Source organism: Hongsoonwoonella zoysiae (assembly GCF_013266695.1).
Lineage (GTDB): Bacteria > Pseudomonadota > Alphaproteobacteria > Rhizobiales > Stappiaceae > Hongsoonwoonella > Hongsoonwoonella zoysiae.
Genome location: NZ_JABRXF010000002.1, coordinates 435287 through 453405 on the forward strand (window position 1 = coordinate 435287; position 18119 = coordinate 453405).

The 18119-nt window shown below is 59.2% G+C and carries 14 protein-coding genes and 1 tRNA gene; 7 read left to right on the top strand and 8 right to left on the bottom strand.

Features of this window, described 5'->3' with window-relative positions; all coding sequences use genetic code 11:
• Positions 1-39: 39 nt before the first annotated feature.
• The 8 genes from HPQ64_RS13235 to HPQ64_RS13270 all read right to left on the bottom strand — a co-directional run bounded on the left by HPQ64_RS13235 (position 40) and on the right by HPQ64_RS13270 (position 8873).
• Positions 40-1353: a DUF5623 domain-containing protein gene (locus HPQ64_RS13235; protein ID WP_172888969.1), complete on the bottom strand. Its 1314-nt coding sequence runs from the start codon at positions 1351-1353 to the stop codon at positions 40-42.
• A 444-nt stretch (positions 1354-1797) separates the two neighbouring features.
• On the bottom strand, positions 1798-2517 hold the full coding sequence (locus HPQ64_RS13240; RefSeq protein WP_172888970.1) for a TSUP family transporter: 720 nt from the start codon (positions 2515-2517) through the stop codon (positions 1798-1800).
• A gap of 54 nt (positions 2518-2571) precedes the next feature.
• A complete protein-coding gene (gene pyk, locus HPQ64_RS13245) occupies positions 2572-4032 on the bottom strand; it encodes a pyruvate kinase (RefSeq protein WP_172888971.1) in 1461 nt (486 codons plus the stop codon).
• Positions 4029-5111 carry a sulfate adenylyltransferase gene (gene sat / locus HPQ64_RS13250; protein ID WP_172888972.1) on the bottom strand — a complete coding sequence of 361 codons (1083 nt, stop codon included), beginning with the start codon at positions 5109-5111 and terminating at the stop codon, positions 4029-4031. The genes pyk and sat overlap by 4 nt, the downstream gene beginning before the upstream one ends.
• The gene (gene cysC / locus HPQ64_RS13255; RefSeq protein WP_246270747.1) at positions 5108-5698 is read right to left on the bottom strand and encodes an adenylyl-sulfate kinase; all 591 of its coding nucleotides are present in this window, start codon (positions 5696-5698) and stop codon (positions 5108-5110) included. Before cysC ends, sat begins: the two co-directional genes overlap by 4 nt.
• Before the next feature lie 113 nt (positions 5699-5811).
• Positions 5812-6672, bottom strand: coding sequence for a sulfotransferase domain-containing protein (locus HPQ64_RS13260; protein ID WP_172888974.1), 861 nt, complete (start codon positions 6670-6672; stop codon positions 5812-5814).
• A gap of 357 nt (positions 6673-7029) precedes the next feature.
• Positions 7030-8439 (bottom strand): type I glutamate--ammonia ligase, encoded by a 1410-nt coding sequence (gene glnA / locus HPQ64_RS13265; RefSeq protein ID WP_172888975.1) that lies wholly within the window; start codon positions 8437-8439, stop codon positions 7030-7032.
• A 95-nt stretch (positions 8440-8534) separates the two neighbouring features.
• Positions 8535-8873 carry a P-II family nitrogen regulator gene (locus HPQ64_RS13270; RefSeq protein ID WP_172888976.1) on the bottom strand — a complete coding sequence of 113 codons (339 nt, stop codon included), beginning with the start codon at positions 8871-8873 and terminating at the stop codon, positions 8535-8537.
• Between the two features lie 448 nt (positions 8874-9321).
• On the opposite strand from HPQ64_RS13270, the gene HPQ64_RS13275 reads away from it, so the two are divergent.
• From HPQ64_RS13275 to lon, 7 genes are all read left to right on the top strand, one after another.
• A complete protein-coding gene (locus tag HPQ64_RS13275) occupies positions 9322-9723 on the top strand; it encodes a VOC family protein (protein WP_172888977.1) in 402 nt (133 codons plus the stop codon).
• Positions 9724-9737: 14 nt separating this feature from the next.
• A complete protein-coding gene (locus tag HPQ64_RS13280) occupies positions 9738-11252 on the top strand; it encodes an NAD(P)H-hydrate dehydratase (RefSeq protein ID WP_343035999.1) in 1515 nt (504 codons plus the stop codon).
• Positions 11253-11343: 91 nt separating this feature from the next.
• A tRNA-Leu gene (locus HPQ64_RS13285) sits at positions 11344-11428 on the top strand.
• A 115-nt stretch (positions 11429-11543) separates the two neighbouring features.
• Entirely contained in the window at positions 11544-12899 is a 1356-nt protein-coding gene (tig, locus tag HPQ64_RS13290; RefSeq protein ID WP_172888978.1) for a trigger factor, read from the top strand.
• 213 nt (positions 12900-13112) lie between these two features.
• Entirely contained in the window at positions 13113-13748 is a 636-nt protein-coding gene (clpP, locus tag HPQ64_RS13295) for an ATP-dependent Clp endopeptidase proteolytic subunit ClpP (RefSeq protein ID WP_172888979.1), read from the top strand.
• A gap of 269 nt (positions 13749-14017) precedes the next feature.
• The gene (gene clpX / locus HPQ64_RS13300) at positions 14018-15283 is read left to right on the top strand and encodes an ATP-dependent Clp protease ATP-binding subunit ClpX (RefSeq protein ID WP_172888980.1); all 1266 of its coding nucleotides are present in this window, start codon (positions 14018-14020) and stop codon (positions 15281-15283) included.
• 341 nt (positions 15284-15624) lie between these two features.
• A complete protein-coding gene (gene lon / locus HPQ64_RS13305) occupies positions 15625-18054 on the top strand; it encodes an endopeptidase La (RefSeq protein WP_172888981.1) in 2430 nt (809 codons plus the stop codon).
• The last annotated feature ends 65 nt before the right edge of the window (positions 18055-18119 follow it).

Sequence of the window (18119 nt, forward strand, 5' to 3'; positions counted from 1 at the left end):
CCCGCGCATTCATTTTGTTTCTTTGCGTTTTTGAGCTTCTTACACCTTCCACTTTTCGAGTGATTCACGCGCTTTTTCCAATTTCCGCAGTATCGCTCTCAAAGGCTCGCAATCGGGATAATGCTTTTTGAGTATGCGCTCGGCTGCAGATAATTTGTGGGTGAGTTCGGCTATATCAAGTTTCTCGTTGGATCTGAACCGATGCTGCACATCGCCGTAGTAAAGCTTGTGAAACACCTCATCCGAAAGCTCTGTCCGCAAGTATTCCTTCTGCACCCAATCATCCAACTCGCTGCGAACCGTTTCGAGCCGGTTTCGGACGCCCTGACGCTTCCAGGCAGCGCCGAGAACCGGCATGAGAAGCTTGCCAATTTGGCTGTGTGCCTCGACCGGCATTCTGGTATCGGGCTTTCGCCGAACATTCCCGAACATTGAATGATAGCCGATGGTTTTAGCTGAAATTTTCTTTGTAACTTTTTGGGAAGATTTCTTTCTTTCATGATTTGTCTTGGCCGAGGCGATCTCGCCAGGAGTGGAAAAAAGCTTGTCCCAAGGTGCGGACTCACCATTCCATCGACTGGCAACGACGGGTGTTGGCGCTTTATCTAATGTTGTGGCAATGCGTTGGAGGGGATTACCTTTTGAGACATCGGCAAGTAGATAGAACTCAGTGCCTCCGTCAGGAAAGTAGATACCGCTCCAACTGGGTTTGATAATTTCCCAACCATGCCTGCGCGACCAGGTGTCACGCTCCTGCTGCCATGTAGCACCACCGCCATAAGGCTCGTCTACCACTATAATCTGGCCGGTTTCAGGATCGCGCCAGACGGTGCTGTGGTCTATTCCCGGGAGGCGTTCCCCCATATGCAAATTAGGGTTTAGTTTTCTGCTAGTTGATGGTTTCAAACCAGTCGCATCCATGAACTGCAGGGCGCGTGCGGCTTGGCAGACAAAATGCCTGGCGCTCTGCTGGCTGATATACTGGAAGCGATAAACTAGATGGTCGGCGGACACTCGGCGGAAACGACTTAGATATGCGGCAACGCGCAACTGTGCCGTCGTGATGATCTCTTCGAGTGGCTTGGATACGCGAAGCTTCAGCGTCTCCCGTCCACCTTCTTTAGTGTCGTGGTCGTACCAATAACCCGTGATGAAGATGAATGTCTGAGGCTCTACGTTCGGCTCATGTGCACGAGACAGCATTCGTCGGGCATGCGCGAAATTCTGATATCCGGAGCATAGGGCGGCAGAATCCAGCGCTCTTGAGTGCTGCTGGCCAGTTTCCTTGGAGATATTTTTTGCAAGACGCTTGATACCCTCAAGCGTGCGGGGGGCAAGAAGTTCCTTCGTCATGACGCTTCTCCCGGCTCATCATGAAGCGTCGCCCGCCAACCGCCTCCCGAGCCCGAAGTCGACATGATCGGGAAGGAGTAAATTATAGACAGAACCGTCAACGGCTTCGCCAAAGGCGGGCGGCATGCTCCTGTCCGGAAGCGAATCGATTCTAGCCTAGATTGTGCTGAACGAAAACCCGTCATATTCCGAGCTGGCGGCATGAGATTTTATCAATATGACCCGTGAATCCACGCAGCCACCACGTGTTTTGCCAATGCCTTATGGATCGCCGGGTCTGGGCCCGGCGAAGACGAAGGATTGGGCGCGGCATGTGGCGCGACGACAGGGCACGGTGTGCCGCATGACGGCAGGATACGGAGTGTTGAGGGAGGTCCCCGCCTTCGCGGGGAAGACAGGAGAGCTGCGAATCGGGATTTCACGGGGGAAATGGGAGAGGGGGCGTCAGGCGAATGCCTTGGAGACCAGAACCACGCCATAGCCGAACATGAAGGCCAGGAACAATTTCTCAAACGCGGCCTGCTGAAGGCTGGCGAACGTTCGCCGGCCGAGGGCGACATATACGGCTCCGGCCAGCGCCATCAGGTATACCTGGCTCCAGGTGAATATTTCCGGTTTGAAATTGTATAATATAATCAGTTGGATGCACGCGAAACAGAAGTAGCAGAAGGCGATGGTTCTGCGGATTTCGGACTTTTCCCGGAAGCAGGAGTTCGTAACCAAAGCCAGAACACTGCCGCCGAGATTCGAGATGCCGTGCACGACACCCATTATGACGAACCATGCCTTCAGGTGATGACGGATCATGCCGTTCGTCTTCACCGAGTACCTTGGCAAAACCTGGCAACAGACACTCAGGAGCATGATCGTGCCAAGCGCGAGCTCCAGCGATATCGCAGCCCCGAACTTCAGCAAAGCGACAAGCCCGACGCCCAGCGCCGGCAGACACCAGACGATGAACTGACGCGCGAAGCGCCCGTCGACCAGTTTGTCTTCGTAAAGCTGGAACAAACTGATCACGATTGAGGCTGGCAGCAAAGTCGCCAGTATTTCAGAGAATTCAAAACCCAAAAGAAGCAGGGTAGGCGTACCGAACACAAGCAAGCCCATCCCGAACAGGGATTGTACGAAGCTGAAGAAGATAACAGTAACAGCAGCTTCCATGTCTGGCCTTTTAGAAGGCGCTTCCTCCAGTTGGATGGAATGAAGCCGGAGGTTCTACGCCGGTTGTTTTTGCGCAGGACTGCTCCCCTGCATTATCGACGAAAGATCCCAGTGAAGCGCTTCAGCCAGGTCACCGATGCGATGGGTCTGAATGAGGTTCATCCGGTTGCCTGAGCGCGGATAGCCGACAGTGGTTACGAGCACGACATCCTCAAGCGTCAGTTCGCCCTGATGGAAAAGAGCTTCGAGACATTCGGCTATATGGTCGGTGGAGGTGCGCGGAAACTCGATATCGAGATGAATGCCCCGCACGCCCTGAAGCAGGTTGAAACTGCGCGCCGCCATATGGTCATTGCTCACGGCCAATACGGGCTGCCTGAGAGAACGTGAGGAAACCAGACGCGCGGCAAACCCCGATATCGTGATGGCCACCACCTTGGTGATTGCCAGTTCATTGCAGATCAAGCCGATGGCATCGCCCATGGCCTGCGGCGTTTCGAGGTGACCTTTCACGGCGCCCGAGCCGACGACATGGTGCATGGCCGCATCGACGATGCGGCGCATCGTCCTGACCGATTCGACCGGGAAGGCGCCAAACGCGGTCTCGCCCGACAACATCGTTGCAGCACAACCATCAAGCACCGCGTTCGTAATGTCGCTGACCTCGGCCTTGGTCGGCATGGGCGACTCGATCATGCTGTGCAGCATCTCGGTGGCCACGATGACCGGCTTGCTGTGCGCTTTCGCCGCGCTCAGGACGCGCTTCTGGTAAAGCGCGACGTTTTCCACGTTGGTTTCGACCGACAGATCGCCACGGTCGATCATGACGGCATCGGTCGCCTTGAGAATGTCTTCCACATTGTCGAGGCCGATCTGGTTTTCGACCTTGGCGACGATGCGCGGCCAGTTGCCGCCGGCAAGCTCACGGATACTCTCGACGTGGGCGGCGGATTCCACAAAGCTGATGCCGACGAAGTCGACCTCCTGTTCGACGGCGAATGCCATCATGTCACGATCCCGCTGGGTGATCATGGGGGTGCGAAGACGGACGAAGGGAACGTTGATGCCCTTGCGGCTTCTCAACCGGCCGTCGCAATTGGCTTCAACGTAAATATCCCGGTCATCGACCCTGACGACCGTGAACCTGAGCGTGCCGTCATCGGCGAGGATGATATTTCCAGGCGCCAGATCCTCGTGCAGGCTCGGGTAATTCACGGGCACCTTTTCACTGCCCGTGTAGGAGGTATCCGTCGTCAGGACGATCGTATCCCCGATCTTGAACCTGGGCTCGGCGATGAGTTGGGTCGTGCGGATCTTCCTGCCCGGAATATCGAGAAGAATGGGCGTGTTCGGCAAGACCTTGCGAATAAGGGCTATAGTGTCGGCATGCCAGGCCAGCTCGTTATGCGATCCGTTCAACCGCGCAACGGTCATGCCGGCGTCTTCGAGTTCGCGCAGGATTTCCGGAGACGAGCTTGCCGGCCCGATTGTCGCGACGATCTGGATCTTGCTCACATTTCCTCTCCCTCAATGAACAAGGGGACGTTCGCCAGTGCGGCTACAATCTCGGGCCGGATGATATTTGCGTCGACTGCCCCTTTTCCCGCCAAAGCCGAGCGAATATCCGTGCCGGAAATTTCGGTGATCATTGCTGGCGCTTGAGAGAAGTGTCGGCAGGTGTGTTCCGTGACGATCGTTCGGCATCCGTCGCAATAAAACGGGCCGTTCAGCCGCAGAACCTCGATGCCGAGTTCACCTTCGAATTCACGCGTCGCCTCATGCGCCTCATATTTGCCGTAGTAGCTGCCGACGCCCGCGTGATCCCGGCCGACGACAAAATGGGTGCAGCCGTAGTTGCGGCGGATGATCGCGTGAAACACAGCCTCGCGCGGGCCGGCATAGCGCATCGATGTCGTCAAGATGCCGAGGACCACGCGCTCCGGCGGAAAGAAACCGTCGATCAGCGCCCGGTAGCCCGCGATAACGGCTTCCGGTGTGTAGTCGCCGGCTTTTCTCAAGCCGACGAGCGGCTGAACGAAAAGGCCGTCCGCGATCTCGAGCGCGACGCGCTGAAGGTATTCATGCGCGCGATGCGGCACGTTTCGCGTCTGAAAGCCGACAACGCTTTTCCAGCCCCGGGATTTGAAAAGGCGGCGCGTCTCCGCAGGCGTCAGCTCATATCGGGAGAGCCCGTGCCTGATCCGTTTCTTGAGCGAAACCGGCCCTCCGACGAACCAGTCTCCACCCTGCATGAAGAACCGCACACCGGGATGGGCGGTATCGTCGGTGCCGTATATCTTTCTTGCCGCAGCCGCCTTGTCGACCGTGTAAACGCTTTGCGGATCGAGTTCGCCGACTTCTTGCCCCTCGTGCAGCAATGAAACGCGAGGCGCGCGCCGAAGCCGCTCGGCATCGCTTGCGCCGACGCCAAGGACGATCGGCAGGGGAAACGGCGATCCATCCGGCAGCCGCCTTGTGTCGACCACGCTGTTGAACTCGTCCTCCGTCATGAAGCCGGTAACGGGCTGGAATGCGCCGAAAGCAAGCTTTTCCAGCTCGAAATACCGGATGCGGTCGAGGACGAGCTCGCTCATGAAACGGCGTCCATCTGGTCGATTTGCAGGGCCGCTGCAAAACGCGGGATTGCCTGCGCAACGTTTCTTGCAAGTTCCGCCGGCTTGGGGACCGTCGCCACATCAATGCGAAGATCGGGATTTGCGGGCGGGTTCCACGGCACGTCTATCCCGACGACGGACTCAATCTCGCCGCGGGCCGCCTTGCCGTAAAGCCCTTTGGGATCGCGCTGACGAACCAATGAGAGCGGCGCGTCCAGATAAATCTCGAAATAATCTTTAAAGTTCTGCCTGTTCCAGTGGAGAAGATCGGGGTGCGCATAAAGAGCCGCGACGATTACGACCTGACCTTGCTTGTCGAGCTCTCTCGCAAGGCTTTGTATGCGCTTGATCTGGCGTGCGCGATCGGCCTCGCCAAAGCCGAGATCCCCGCCGAAAATCTCGCGCACGATATCGCCGTCGATAAGAACCAGTTCCGGTATCCGCGGCTTCAGCAGCGATCTCAGTGCCGCGCATAATGTCGTTTTGCCGGAACCGGAAAGACCCGTGACCCAAACAACCACTCCATCCCCCCGCTTTCTGGAGCATATCCCGCAAAAATCGATCAGGGTTTCGCGATAAGGATATGCAAGTTAACTCCGGGTCCGTAAGCCGACCGCAGGCTGTTGGTCCCGGAGCGGATTCTGATCCCGAAAGCGATCCCGCTTTCAGGGCAAGCGCTCTATGCGGCGTCAGACGTGCCGACCCTCCGCCACTCGTTGAGGTCTCTTCCCAGGAGACGGGCGAGCTGTTCCGTTTCCGGCTGGAAGTAAGCTTCGAGGCGCGCGCGTACCGGTTCGGTCAGCGGAGGATAGCGGTTCGGCTTTGCGATCAAGGCGCGCGCCGACCTGAACGCAGCCGTATGGCGAAATGGGGCGACGATACCTTTCATCGGCCCCAGGGCCTTGCGCACTCCCAACGGCAGCATCGCGGTGTCCCTGGCCTTGGCCCGCTTGCCGATGTCCTGGGAAATGAACGGGTCCTTTACGCCGACATGCCGGGCGATTGAGCGAAAGACGCTGGCCGGATCCCTTTCCATCTCTTCGTAGATCGTCACCAGCAGCTGGTCCGGCTCGAAGAAATCGAGATACCTGGAAAGGTGAGTGAAATAACGGCCATCGTCCAAAAGCCGTGGAATCGGGGTGCGGTCCGGATCCAGATAACGCGCGATGTCGCCATCCGCCTGGCCCCTGCGAAAGTGCATGCAATAGTCCGAATAGGCGCGGTCCACGGGATTGCGCAGTTGGGCGATCAGGCGCACCCGAGGAAGCAGTTCCTTCAGGCGTGCAGGCACGTCGGGATGTGGGAGATAACTTGCAGATTTCTCACCGACGATCGCGATATCGTCGCTGACGCCGGAGAAATGATCGAGATACCAGTCCGTCCCGCGTTCGAAATTCCTGCTGAAATAGTGCAGCCCGGCACTTGGTTGCATTGGAATTGAAACGTCTTTCTGTAGCTGAAGGTTGGCAACGATCCAACTCGTGCCACCCTTGGTCGCACCGATAATAATGAAATCCGGATACCGCACATTTTCAAGCACGCGGACACTCCATACACTGGCGTATAATGCGCAGTTTAAATTAATTAAAAGTGATTTTATTAATGCCGAGAATATTAGTCTCTGGGTAATTTAGCCAACTAATCTGAAATATTAAATATTTTTAATCAATATTTTCACCTTTTCCTTCCGGAGTTGCTGTTTTTCCGAGGCGCAAAAGGAAAAACCCGGCCAGCCAAGCACGAGTATGACGAAATGGTAAGGGAGATGCTCGATAGCTGCACCCCTGGCGTGGAAGGGATCTGACAGATGCAACCTCGCGCAAAAAAAGACCCGCGCCGACAGAGCGCGGGTCCCATGTTTTTCCGAGCCGGTGTTCCGGCCGTCGAGCGATGCCGCTCAGACCGAGTAGTACATGTCGTATTCGACCGGATGCGGCGTCATTTCGAACCGCATGTTCTCTTCCATCTTCAGCTCGATGTAGGCGTCGATCTGGTCGTCGTCCATGACGCCGCCGGCCTTCAGGAACTCGCGGTCGGCATCGAGCGATTCCAGGGCTTCGCGAAGCGAGGCGGAAACGGTCGGGATGTCCTTCAACTCCTCCGGCGGCAGGTCGTAGAGGTTCTTGTCCATCGGGTCGCCCGGGTGGATCTTGTTCTTGATGCCGTCCAGACCGGCCATGAGCATGGCTGCGAAGCAGAGATACGGGTTCGCCGACGGGTCGGGGAAGCGGACCTCGACGCGCTTGGCCTTGGGCGATGCCGTGAACGGAATACGGCAGGAGGCCGAACGGTTGCGCGATGAATAAGCCAGAAGCACCGGAGCCTCGTAGCCCGGAACCAGACGCTTGTAGGAGTTGGTCGACGGGTTGGTGAAGGCGTTAAGCGCCTTGGCGTGCTTCAGGATGCCGCCGATGTAGTAGAGGCAGGTTTCCGAAAGGTCGGCATACTGGTTGCCGGCGAAGACGGGCTGGCCTTCCTTCCAGATCGACTGGTGGCAGTGCATGCCCGTGCCGTTGTCGCCGAAGACCGGCTTCGGCATGAAGGTGGCCGTCTTGCCGTAGGCATGGGCGACCTGATGCACGGCGTACTTGTAGATCTGCATCTTGTCCGCGTTGCGAACCATCGTGTCGAACTTGATGCCGAGCTCGTGCTGGGCGGCGGCCACCTCGTGGTGGTGCTTTTCGACGACGACACCCATTTCGGTCAGGACCGTCAGCATTTCGGAGCGGATGTCCTGGGCGCTGTCGACCGGGGGAACCGGGAAGTAGCCGCCCTTGGTGCGCGGACGGTGGCCGAGGTTGCCCGTCTCGTATTCCGAGCCCATGTTGGTCGGCAGTTCCATGGAATCGACCTGGAAGCCGGTGTTGTACGGGTCGGCCGAGAAACGCACGTCATCGAAGATGAAGAACTCGGCTTCCGGGCCGAAGAAGACGGTGTCGCCGATGCCGAGCGTCTTCATGTAGGCCTCGGCCTTCTTGGCCGTGGTTCGGGGATCGCGGTTATAGGCCTCGCCCGAGACCGGGTCGATGATGTCGCACATGATGGCGAGCGTGGACTGAGCAAAAAACGGATCGACGTGCGCGCTTTCGGGGTCGAGAACGAGCTGCATGTCGGACTCGTTGATCGCCTTCCAGCCGGCGATCGAGGAACCGTCGAAGGCCACGCCTTCAGCGAACATATCCTCGTCGACGAGACCGGCATCCATCGTCACGTGCTGCAGCTTGCCGCGCGGGTCGGTAAAGCGCAGATCGACGAACTTGATATCCTTTTCCTTGATTTCTTTCAGAATTTCGTTAGCGGTCGTCATTACGGTTTTCCCAGGTTTTTACGTTGGATTGGCGACGTGCAGTCGTTTAGCTCGATCCTTGGCTGTTGGCCGGAGGCGGCGCCGGATCGAGCTGTTCAGATGGCGTCCACGCCGGTCTCGCCGGTGCGGATGCGGACGGCTTCCTCGATGCTGGAGACGAAAATCTTTCCGTCGCCGATTCTGCCGGTTTGGGCGGCACCGCGAATTGCCTCGACAGCCTTTTCCACGAGGTCGTCAGTCAAAACGATCTCGACCTTGACCTTGGGCAGGAAGTCGACGACGTATTCGGCGCCGCGATAAAGTTCGGTGTGGCCCTTCTGGCGGCCGAAACCCTTCGCTTCGGTGACGGTGATGCCCTGGAGGCCTACCTCCTGAAGCGCTTCCTTGACCTCGTCCAGCTTGAAGGGTTTGATAATCGCCTCGATTTTTTTCATAGCCTCCGTCTCTCCGCGTCAGATGCTTTCGGCCGGGCGGTCGATCCCGACCTGACGTTCGGCGGGAGATTGCGCTGTCATACTGACGCGACAAACTCCGAACCTTCGGACCGAGCGGTTAGTCCGCATCCGGGTGGGATCGTCTGCTTGCAGGATGGTCTAGCACGAGCCATGCCAAGCGCGCATGCCGAAAAAAACGCCTCCAAATGCGGCAAATGGGTCAGGAAATCCCGGGCTGTAGCGAAGTGCGGCGATCAATAGTGATCATAAAGTAATCATAACGCATAAAAAATAGGCAGAGAATCGGCGGTTATGACCCCGCGCGAAGGGTGCGGAGCGTTATTTCCGGCGGGAAATCCTTGTGGAACGACGCATGCGGGTGTGAAAATAACGCCAGTCTGACAATGATCCGTGCAGGCGGTGGAATAGAATGTGGAGCAGTTCGGCCATGCGTATTCTTTCGCTCGACCATGTGGTGCTGACGGTCAAGGACATCGACGAGACCGTCGCCTTTTATTCCGGCCTCCTGGGAATGGAGGAGGTGACCTTCGGCAAAGGCCGAAGGGCGCTTCAGTTCGGCCGTCAGAAGATCAACCTGCACAAGGCGGGGGCTGAATTTTCGCCACGCGCGAAAGCGCCGACATCCGGTTCGGGCGACCTGTGCTTTCTGGTGGAAAGCCTTGAGTTGGTGGAAAGGCGCCTAGCGGATGCGAATGTAAAAATCGAGGAGGGGCCGGTGTCCCGCACCGGCGCGGTTTCGCCCCTTCGCTCCATCTATATACGTGATCCGGACGGCAACCTTGTCGAGTTGGCCGAGCCGCAGGACGTCGTCATCGCGGGTGAAACCTGAGACGGGGGCTTTTGGTGGAATTACTCCTGACGCCTTCGCAAATGGGCGAGGCGGATCAACGCACGATTCGTGCCGGTATGCCGGGTATCGAACTCATGAACGCGGCCGGACTTGCGGTCGCCGACACCTGCGCGCGGATGATGGACCATGCCTCTCAAGTGCTGGTGCTGGCGGGACCGGGCAACAATGGCGGCGACGGATTCGTGGCTGCGCGGATCCTCAAGAAGCGCGGATATTCCGTACGGCTTCTGCTGTTTGGCGAAGCGAGCCGCCTGAAGGGGGATGCGGCGACAGCGCGCGACGATGCCGCAAACGCCGGCGTGCCGATCGAAAGGCTCAACCTTTCCAGATTGCCCGAGCGCCTGAAAGAAGCCCGGCTGGTGGTGGACGCTCTGTTCGGCGCCGGCCTCGACCGGCCGCTCGAAGGCGATGCGGCGGAAGTCGTCCGTCTGGTAAACGAACGGGGAGCGAAGGTCGTCGCCGTCGATTTGCCGTCGGGTGTCTACGGAGATAGTGGAGCGGCGCCGGGCGAAGCGATCCGCGCAAGCCGCACCGTCACTTTCTTCCGCCGAAAGCCGGGTCACCTTCTATATCCGGGGCGCGAACTTTGCGGCGGGGTAAGCGTGGCGGATATCGGCATCCGCGAAAAGGTGCTCGACGAAATCCGTCCGCAAACATTCGTCAACGACCGCGACCTTTGGCTTGGCGCCTGGCACCTGCCAAGGATGGCCGGGCACAAGTACGACCGCGGCCACGCGCTGACCGTGTCTGGTGCTGCCACGCGCACCGGCGCGGCAAGGCTTGCGGCAGTCGCGGCCCTTCGCGCGGGCGCCGGCCTTTCAACCGTTGCGGCGTCGCCGCGGGCCGCCTTCGTTCATGCGGCGCATCTGACGGCCGTCATGCTGAAGACCTACAAGAATGCCGACGAGTTCGCAGATATCCTTTCCGACAAGCGCCTGAACGCAGTGGTTATCGGCCCGGCGGCGGGCGTGGGGGAAGCCACGAGGCGGCGGGTTGGCCTTTGCCTTGATGGCGAACGCTCAGCCGTGCTTGATGCCGATGCTCTGACCAGCTTCGCAAAGGAACCGCAGAAACTGTTCACGGAGATACGGAAGAAGGCGGGCGGCGGCGTCGTCCTGACGCCGCACGAGGGCGAATTTGCGCGGCTGTTTCCCGAAATAGCCGCGCAAGATTCGATCTCGAAGCCGGATCGGGCGCGCATGGCGGCAAGGCAGAGCAGTGCGACGGTCGTGCTCAAGGGCGCCGACACGACGATCGCCGCGCCGGACGGGCGCGCGGCGATTGCCGAAAACGGATCTGCCTGGCTTGCCACCGCGGGCTCGGGCGATGTTCTGGCCGGGATCATCTGTGCTATGCTGGCGCAGGGAATGCCGGCTTTTGAGGCCGCCTGCGCCGGTGTGTGGATGCATGGCGAAGCGGCAAGGGTGGCCGGAGCGGGGCTGATCTCGGAGGATCTTTTGCCAGCTCTCAAGAGCGTGATCGCCGAGCTTGCGGAGGGCGGGCGCTGAGGACAAGCGCCATTCACCGCGTTTTTTCTTTGACCCCGCCGATCTCGATGTTATAGAGGCCGCGCCTCGGCTGCGGGCGTTTTCGACCGTTGCGGGCGTGGTGGAATTGGTAGACACGCCAGATTTAGGTTCTGGTGGCGCAAGCCGTGGGGGTTCAAGTCCCTCCGCCCGCACCATGCCTGGAGAGCCGGATACCGGTCTTAGCGGCGAAGTCGTAGGCAATTCTCAATTCATCCTGCCAGCGCGACGCTGTCAGACAGACGTTCTAGACCGAGGACGAAGCATATTACCATGCAGGTGACCGAAACCCTGGCCGAGGGCCTGAAGCGCGAACTGAAAGTCGTCATTCCGGCTTCGGATCTGTCGAGCCGCCTAGATTCCTATCTCGACGACCTCAAAGGCAAGGTCCGCATCAACGGATTCCGACCGGGCAAGGTGCCTAAGGCCCACCTGAAGCGCCTTTACGGACGCCAGGCGATGGCCGAGCTTTTGTCCAACCTGATCCAGGAATCGACCCAGAAGGCGATCGAGGAGCGCGAGGAAAAGCCAGCGCTGCAGCCCGAGATCGACCTTCCCGAGGAGGAGGCGGAAGCCATCCTGGAAGGCAACGCCGATCTCGCTTTCAAGATGTCTTACGATCTCATGCCCGAGTTCGAGCTGATCGATCTTTCGACGCTCGAGCTGGAGCGCCCGATCGTCGAGATCTCCGACGAAGAGGTCGAGGAGCAGGCGATGCGCATCGCCGAAGCCAACCGCCCCTACGAGACCAAGGACGGTGCGGCAGAGGAAGGCGACCGCGTTTCCATGAGCTATGTCGGCAAGCTCGACGGCGAAGCTTTCGAAGGCGGCAGCGACGAGGACGGCCATCTGGTGATCGGGTCCAAGTCCTTCATCCCCGGCTTCGAGGAGCAGCTTGTGGGCCTGAAGGCCGGCGACGAAAAGACGATTTCCGTGACCTTCCCGGAAGATTATGCGGCGAAGCATCTTGCCGGCAAGGAAGTGACCTTCGATATCGCGGTCAAGGAAATCCAGGCCCCTGGCGAAGTGAAGCTCGACGATGAGCTTGCCAAGACGCTGGGCCTTGATTCCATCGACAAGCTGAAAGAGCTGATCCGCGAGCAGATCGAAAGCCAGTTCGGCGCGATGACGCGCCAGAAGATCAAGCGCCAGCTGCTCGACAAGCTCGACGAGGCCTATTCGTTCGATCTGCCCGGCAAGTTGGTCGAGACCGAATTCGACAACGTCTGGCGCCAGGTCCTTGCCGACATGGAGCGGGAAGACAAGAGCTTCGAGGACGAAGAGACGACCGAGGAAGAGGCGAAGGCCGAATACCAGCGTATTGCCGAACGCCGCGTGCGCCTGGGGCTGGTGCTTTCCGAAATCGGCGAGAAGAACGACATCCAGGTTTCCGACGACGAGGTGCAGCGCGCGCTTTACGACCGCGTTCGCCAGTTCCCCGGTCAGGAGCAGCAGGTGTTCGAATTCTATCGCAGCAACCCGCAGGCGCTCGCCAGCCTTCGCGCCCCGATTTATGAGGAGAAGGTGGTCGACTACATCATGACGCTCGCCAAGGTGACGGACAAGACGGTCACCAAGGAAGAGCTGATGGCGGAAGACGACGAGGACGGAGAGACGGCCGCCGCCTGACGCGCCCTCGCAAATGTCGCGCAACGCATTCGCTTAACCCTTGTTGTGCGTGATGCGTTGCCTATCTTTCGAAACGAAGCGACATCCCCTATGTTCCGGGTGTCGCTTTTTTCGACTCATGACGAACGAACACGGGCGAGGGCGCGGGACGCCTTTTCGGAAATGGGTTTCCGGTCCTGGCCTTCCCAGTTTTCGCCAAACCATGGACGAGGCATGCAAGATCCTGTCGATTTCGCGGTAAACACGCTAGTGCCGATGGTCGTCGAACAGACGAACCGCGGGGAACGCGCCTACGACATCTATTCGCGCCTTCTCAAGGAGCGCATCATCTTTCTGACCGGGCCGATCGAGGATCATATGGCGGCCCTGATCAGCGCCCAGCTCCTTTATCTGGAAGCCGAGAATCCGAACAAGGAGATTGCGCTTTACATCAATTCTCCGGGAGGTCTCGTGACCTCGGGCCTCGCGATCTACGATACGATGCAGTTCGTGCGCCCGGAAATTTCCACGTTGTGCATCGGCCAGGCGGCCTCCATGGGATCGCTGCTGCTTGCCGCGGGCACCAAGGGAATGCGCTACTCGCTGCCCAACTCCCGCGTGATGGTGCACCAGCCGTCCGGCGGCTTCCGGGGACAGGCGGCCGATATCATGCTGCATGCCCAGGAAATCCTGAAGCTCAAGCGCCGGCTGAACGATATCTACGTCAAGCACACGGGGCAGAGCCTCGATTCCGTCGAAGAAGCGCTGGAGCGCGACAACTTCATGACGGCCGAACGGGCGCAGGACTTTGGCATTGTCGATGAGGTGATCTTCGACCGTTCGAAACTGGGCGAGACGCAGGAGAAATAAGCCGTCGCGCTTTTGCCACAGTGTTCTGTGGTGATCGCGGCGTTAACCGTAGTGCTTTAGCTTTGCCTTAAACGTATGTTGATTTTTAAGGGCGAAGCATGGTGACATTCTTAGGATACCGCCGATTGTGACCCACGATCGGTGAATGCGTTGTCCGGACACCGGAAAATGGGGCGTCCGGAGGCAAAGGGGGGGCTGGGCCTGCTCTTTGTCCGCAATACGAAACGGGATGGCATTTGATGCATCCCAGGAGATGCGGGGACTAACACATGAGCAAGGCCAGCGGCGGCGACTCGAAAAACACGCTCTACTGCTCGTTTTGCGGCAAGAGCCAGCACGAGGTTCGCAAGCTGATCGCCGGCCCGACTGTTTTCATCTGCGATGAGTGCGTCGAGCTGTGCATGGATATCATCCGCGAGGAGAACAAATCCTCGCTGGTGAAGTCGCGTGACGGAGTGCCGACCCCGCAAGAAATCAGGCAGGTGCTTGACGATTACGTGATCGGCCAGGACAGCGCGAAGAAGGTTCTCTCCGTTGCCGTTCACAACCACTACAAGCGGTTGAACCACGCCTCCAAGAGCAACGACGTCGAACTTGCGAAGTCGAACATCCTGCTCGTCGGGCCGACGGGCTGCGGCAAGACGCTGCTCGCCCAGACGCTGGCGCGAATCCTCGACGTTCCGTTCACGATGGCCGATGCCACGACACTTACCGAAGCAGGCTACGTCGGCGAGGATGTGGAAAACATCATCCTCAAGCTTTTGCAGTCGGCCGACTACAATGTGGAACGCGCGCAGCGCGGCATCGTCTATATCGACGAGGTCGACAAGATCAGCCGCAAATCCGACAATCCATCGATTACCCGCGACGTTTCGGGCGAGGGCGTGCAGCAGGCGCTCCTGAAGATCATGGAAGGAACTGTGGCGAGCGTTCCCCCGCAGGGCGGACGCAAGCATCCGCAGCAGGAATTCCTGCAGGTGGACACCACGAACATCCTGTTCATCTGCGGTGGCGCTTTCGCGGGCCTGGAGAAGATCATATCCGACCGGGGCAGCAAGACCTCTATCGGCTTCAAGGCGACCGTGCTGGGACCGGAAGACCGCAAGACGGGCGAGCTTTTCGCCGAGCTTGAGCCCGAGGATCTGCTGAAATTCGGCCTGATTCCCGAGTTCGTCGGCCGCCTGCCGGTGATCGCGACGCTTGAGGATCTCGACGAGGATGCGCTCATTACCATTCTCATGGAGCCGAAGAACGCGCTTGTGAAGCAGTATCAGCGGCTTTTCGAGATGGAAAATGTGGACCTGACCTTCCACGAGGAAGCGCTGCGCGCGATCTCGCGCAAGGCCATCGAACGCAAGACCGGCGCTCGTGGGCTGCGCTCCATCCTCGAGGCGATCCTTCTCGACACGATGTACGAGCTTCCAGGCCTGAAGGGCGTGAAGGAAGTCGTGATCTCTCCCGAGGTCGTGGAGGGCAAGGCGCGCCCGCTCTACATCTACGAGGACCGGGCCGAGGAATCCGCGACGAGCGCCTGATCGAAGGCGACTCGCCCGAATGAAGCAAAGGCGCCGAACCCGCCCGTTCGGTGCCTTTTTGCATGTTAAGGGCTGCAATTCGGGCACGCCCGATGGCTTTGTTCACCCTTGCTTGAGGTAATCAACAGGGAACCATTGTCGCGCCCCGTACCGCATCCTTGACACCCATGCCCCGGGTAGCCACCTAATAGGTCAACTACGGCAGGGCGAGCCCGGCATGCTCTTGTGCGAGGTGCCGCGTATCGGCTTCTTTTCCGGCATCCGTCCGGACGCCGTCATTTAAGCGCCCGTGCGTTTCTGCGAGTATTCGGGGACGGCGGGCCGCGATGAAAGGAAACGAAATGACAGAATTCCAGACGCGACCCGCGGGCGGGAGCGGGGGAACCGTCTACCCGGTTCTGCCGCTCCGCGACATCGTCGTGTTCCCGCATATGATCGTGCCGTTGTTTGTCGGGCGCGAGAAATCGATCCGCGCGCTGGAAGAGGTGATGAATTCGGACAAGCAGATCCTGCTCGCAACGCAGGTGAACGCTTCCGATGACGAACCCTCTCCCGAAGACATCTACAACGTCGGGACGCTTGCGACCGTACTCCAGCTCCTGAAGCTTCCCGATAATACGGTGAAGGTGCTGGTGGAAGGCGTTTCACGCGCCAATATCGGCGCATATACGGACCGCGAAGACCTTTTCGAAGCCCACGCCGAGCCGTTGCCGGACACTGATGCCGAAACCGTGGAAGTGGAAGCGCTGGCCCGCTCCGTCGTGTCGGAGTTCGAGAGCTATGTCAAACTGAACAAGAAGGTTTCGCCGGAAGTTCTGGGCGCTGTCAGCCAGATCGACGAATATTCAAAGCTCGCCGACACGATCGCCTCCCACCTTGCGGTGAAGATCCCCGAAAAGCAGGAAATCCTCGGGATTGCCTCGGTCTCGCAGCGGCTTGAGCGCGTGCTCGGCCTCATGGAGAGCGAAATCTCCGTTCTGCAGGTGGAAAAGCGTATCCGCTCGCGCGTGAAGCGCCAGATGGAAAAGACACAGCGCGAGTACTATCTGAACGAGCAGATGAAGGCGATCCAGAAGGAACTCGGCGACGGCGAGGATGGCCGTGACGAGGTTGCCGAGCTGGAAGAGCGCATTTCCAAGACCAAGCTTTCCAAGGAAGCGCGGGAAAAGGCGAATGCGGAGCTGAAGAAGCTCAAGCAGATGAGCCCGATGTCGGCCGAAGCCACAGTCGTGCGCAATTACCTCGATTGGCTGCTCGGCATTCCCTGGGGACGGCGCAGCAAGGTCAAACACGATCTTTCCTTCGCCGAGGAAGTGCTGAATTCCGACCACTACGGCCTTGAGAAGGTGAAGGAGCGTATCGTCGAATATCTGGCGGTGCAGAAGCGTGCCAACAAGCTCAAGGGTCCGATCCTGTGTCTTGTCGGCCCTCCCGGCGTCGGCAAGACCTCGCTCGGCAAGTCGATCGCCAAGGCTACAGGGCGCGAGTTCATCCGCATGTCGCTTGGCGGTGTGCGTGACGAAGCCGAAATCCGCGGTCATCGCCGCACCTACATCGGCTCGATGCCCGGCAAGGTCATCCAGTCGATGAAGAAGGCGAAGAAGTCCAATCCGCTCTTCCTGCTCGACGAGATTGACAAGATGGGCATGGATTTCCGCGGCGACCCGTCTTCCGCGTTGCTGGAAGTGCTCGACCCGGAGCAGAACTCGACGTTCATGGACCACTACCTGGAGGTCGAATACGACCTTTCGGACGTGATGTTCGTGACCACGGCGAATACGCTCAACATTCCCGGCCCCTTGATGGACCGAATGGAGATCATCCGGATCGCGGGCTACACCGAGGATGAGAAGGTCGAGATCGCGAGGCGGCACCTGCTGCCCAAGGGCATCAAGGATCATGGCCTGAAAGAAGGTGAGTTCGAGGTTGACGACACGGCGCTGCGCACCGTGATCCGCCGCTATACCCGCGAGGCGGGTGTGCGTAACCTCGAGCGCGAACTCGCCACGCTTGCGCGAAAGGCGGTCAAGGACATCCTCATGTCCGACAAGACGAAGATCGTCGTCGACGACAAGATCGTGGAGGACTATCTCGGCGTGCCGCGCTATCGCTACGGCGAGGCGGAGCAGGAAGACCAGGTCGGCGTTGTGACCGGGCTTGCGTGGACGGAGGTCGGCGGCGAACTGCTGACGGTGGAAGGCGTCATGATGCCCGGCAAGGGCAAGATGACGGTGACCGGCAATCTGCGCGACGTGATGAAGGAATCGATCTCCGCGGCCGCGTCCTACGTGCGTTCGCGTAGTGTCGATTTCGGCATCGAACCGCCGCTCTTCGACAAGCGCGATATCCACGTGCATGTGCCGGAGGGGGCGACGCCGAAGGACGGACCTTCCGCAGGCATTGCCATGGCGACTGCCGTGATCTCCATCATGACAGGCATTCCCGTGCGCCGGGATGTGGCCATGACCGGCGAGATCACGCTTCGCGGCCGTGTCCTGCCGATCGGTGGGCTGAAGGAGAAGCTGCTTGCGGCCCTTCGCGGCGGCATGAAGACGGTTCTGATCCCGGAAGATAACGCGAAAGACCTCGCGGACATCCCCGATAATGTGAAGAACAGTCTCGATATCGTGCCTGTATCGCGTATGGACGAAGTGCTGTCCAAGGCGCTGACGCGCATGCCGGAAGCAATCGAGTGGAACGAGAAGGAAGCTTCGACTCCGGCGGATGCCGCTGCGGCGGACGAAGAATCACCCGGTCTCGTCGCTCACTGAGGCGTCATCCGGAACGAAAAATTGAAGGCCTTGGCACCTGCCGAGGCCTTTTCTTTTGAAAAAAT

Bases quoted from the DNA above. Each gene is read 5' to 3' on its own strand.
- HPQ64_RS13235 (WP_172888969.1), bottom strand. From the start codon at position 1,353: ATGACGAAGGAACTTCTTGCCCCCCGCACGCTTGAGGGTATCAAGCGT.
- HPQ64_RS13240 (WP_172888970.1), bottom strand. From the start codon at position 2,517: ATGGAAGCTGCTGTTACTGTTATCTTCTTCAGCTTCGTACAATCCCTG.
- sat (WP_172888972.1), bottom strand. From the start codon at position 5,111: ATGAGCGAGCTCGTCCTCGACCGCATCCGGTATTTCGAGCTGGAAAAG.
- glnA (WP_172888975.1), bottom strand. From the start codon at position 8,439: ATGACGACCGCTAACGAAATTCTGAAAGAAATCAAGGAAAAGGATATC.
- HPQ64_RS13270 (WP_172888976.1), bottom strand. From the start codon at position 8,873: ATGAAAAAAATCGAGGCGATTATCAAACCCTTCAAGCTGGACGAGGTC.
- HPQ64_RS13275 (WP_172888977.1), top strand. From the start codon at position 9,322: ATGCGTATTCTTTCGCTCGACCATGTGGTGCTGACGGTCAAGGACATC.
- tig (WP_172888978.1), top strand. From the start codon at position 11,544: ATGCAGGTGACCGAAACCCTGGCCGAGGGCCTGAAGCGCGAACTGAAA.
- clpP (WP_172888979.1), top strand. From the start codon at position 13,113: ATGCAAGATCCTGTCGATTTCGCGGTAAACACGCTAGTGCCGATGGTC.
- clpX (WP_172888980.1), top strand. From the start codon at position 14,018: ATGAGCAAGGCCAGCGGCGGCGACTCGAAAAACACGCTCTACTGCTCG.
- lon (WP_172888981.1), top strand. From the start codon at position 15,625: ATGACAGAATTCCAGACGCGACCCGCGGGCGGGAGCGGGGGAACCGTC.